This is a genomic window from Mucilaginibacter sp. P5_A6 (assembly GCF_056400585.1).
Genome location: NZ_JBFUKZ010000077.1, coordinates 1 through 2,036 on the forward strand (window position 1 = coordinate 1; position 2,036 = coordinate 2,036).

Below are 2,036 nucleotides of genomic sequence, written 5' to 3' on the forward strand. Positions count from 1 at the left end.
ACCTTATATATGGATCTTTCATTATCTATTGAAGATCAAAGGAGCAGATACGATAAAAGGCTTTCGCGTCAGATAAGAAAAATGCGCGAAAAAGGCTATTTAATTAAAGAGCTTAACAGCAAAGAGGGTGTTAAAAAATTTACCGAAATGTATTACAAAAATATGGATCGGGTAAATGCCTCACCAAATTATTATTTTGATGAACAATACTTCGAAGATCTTCTTAATATGAAGGGTTTTGATAATAAACTCATTCTTATTTATGATGGGTCAGAACTTATTTGCGGCGCACTCATCTTATTATCAGATAGTATTATCCGAAATCATCTTTCTGCAACTTCCCCGGATTATTTGAAAGAATCCCCAAGCAAACTTTTAACCGACGAAATAAGCATGATTGGGAGAAGGCTTGGAAAAAAAATATTTCATCTTGGAGGTGGGGTAGGCGGCAGGGAAGATTCTCTTTTTATGTTCAAAAGATATTTCTCAGATCTGCAGGTAAAGGATCGCATCTGGTGTTATATCAATGATGCTGCTATTTACAATGAACTTGTTTTAAAGGCAGGTGTGGAGGCTAATGCCGAACCTAATTATTTTCCTTCATACCGTCAACCTAAAAGAAAAACGGATGGATGTATCCCCAATATACCAGCTTCAACTGTTTAAATTAATCTTAAAAAATAAATTAACATGAAAAATAAATTCACATATTCGGAAGCTAATCTGGATACTTTTGATCAAATAATGTCAGATTATGGCTGGATTATTTACGAAGATGCAATGAGTGCTGATTTTATTGAAGAAATTACAACCTCATTAGTGAAGGCATACGAAGTACGGCGCGCAATCCAGGTTGCAAATGGAATAGGTGCTAACATGAACGGAACACTTCACCATCTTGTAGAAAGAGATATTTTCACCTTGAAATTTCTTGAGCAAAAATATTGTGAAAATGAGATAAGACATTTTTTAAAAGGCAACTATATCCTAAATTCATTAGGAGCGGTAATCAATTTAAAGGATGACAAACCTTATGTTCAAAATATCCACAGAGACATACGAAGTTTTACAGGCGATTTTAAAATAATGATCCAAATGATGATTGTTTTGGATGATTTTACACTCGAAAACGGAGCAACCTATTTTCTCTCAGGCTCTCATAAACAGGAAGATAAACCTGATGATGATTATTTTTACAGGACTGCCGATCGCGCCACTGCAAAAAAAGGAAGCATTATTTTGTTCGACTCCAACCTGTGGCATGCCGCCGGAAAGAACTATACAGATGAAAAAAGACGGACGTTAACTATGGCCTTTACCCGTCCGTTTGTTAAACAGCAGCTTGATTACCCCAGAGCATTAGGTTATGAGTTTGGTGAGGGGCTGGACGCGCATTTAAGACAGGTTTTGGGATATAATGCAAGGATCCCCGAAAACCTACAGGAATACTATCAACCGGTTGAAAAAAGAATGTACCAACCAGGTCAGGGTTAATTCAATTTAGATATTTATTGAAACCGGTGTTTGTTGGATTGAAAATTCTGAAACATTATTGTTATTAAAAGATGAGGCTGTATCATAAATCATGATCAGCCTCTTTTTTTATGTCAAATTTTTTGATTCGCTATATTAAGTCTATTAACAAATTTCACATAAACTTGTATAAAATATTGTTTTGCTTTACGCTTTGTGCCTGCTGCTTTAAGCTTTGGTGGCTCAGTTTCAAAGAATTAATCGCGCATGTTAATAAATTGCAGCGGCTGGCCAAAATTGTCGCTGCGGCAAAGGCTGATTACTGCCTGCAGGTCATCTATCTTTTTACCCTGTACTCGCACCTGGTCGTCCATGATAGATGCCTGAACCTTTAGGCCGCTGTCTTTTATCTTTTTAACAAGCTTTTTAGAGGTTTCTTTATCTATACCTTCCTTAACTTTAATCTCTTTACGTATCATATTGCCCGCGGCATATTGGTCTTTACCAAAATCAAGCGCGTTAGGGTCCAGGTGTTGCTTTACCATGCGGCCTATAATAGAATC

At 36.5% G+C, this 2,036-nt stretch carries 3 protein-coding genes; 2 read left to right on the plus strand and 1 reads right to left on the minus strand.

The genetic code is table 11. The features are described 5' to 3' along the window. Window positions 1-9 precede the first annotated feature (9 nt). A complete protein-coding gene (locus AC1DO4_RS27740) occupies window positions 10-666 on the plus strand; it encodes a GNAT family N-acetyltransferase (protein WP_477421017.1) in 657 nt (218 codons plus the stop codon). A gap of 24 nt (window positions 667-690) precedes the next feature. Next, window positions 691-1,494 carry a phytanoyl-CoA dioxygenase family protein gene (locus AC1DO4_RS27745; RefSeq protein WP_477421018.1) on the plus strand — a complete coding sequence of 268 codons (804 nt, stop codon included), beginning with the start codon at window positions 691-693 and terminating at the stop codon, window positions 1,492-1,494. Window positions 1,495-1,730: 236 nt separating this feature from the next. On the opposite strand, the gene AC1DO4_RS27750 is transcribed toward AC1DO4_RS27745, so the two are convergent. After that, window positions 1,731-2,036, minus strand: a 306-nt coding sequence (locus AC1DO4_RS27750) for a nucleotide-binding YajQ family protein (protein ID WP_477421019.1), incomplete at its 5' end; no start/stop codon positions are given.

Coding starts and splice junctions, on each gene's coding strand:
- AC1DO4_RS27740 (WP_477421017.1), top strand. CDS start 10: ATGGATCTTTCATTATCTATTGAAGATCAAAGGAGCAGATACGATAAA.
- AC1DO4_RS27745 (WP_477421018.1), top strand. CDS start 691: ATGAAAAATAAATTCACATATTCGGAAGCTAATCTGGATACTTTTGAT.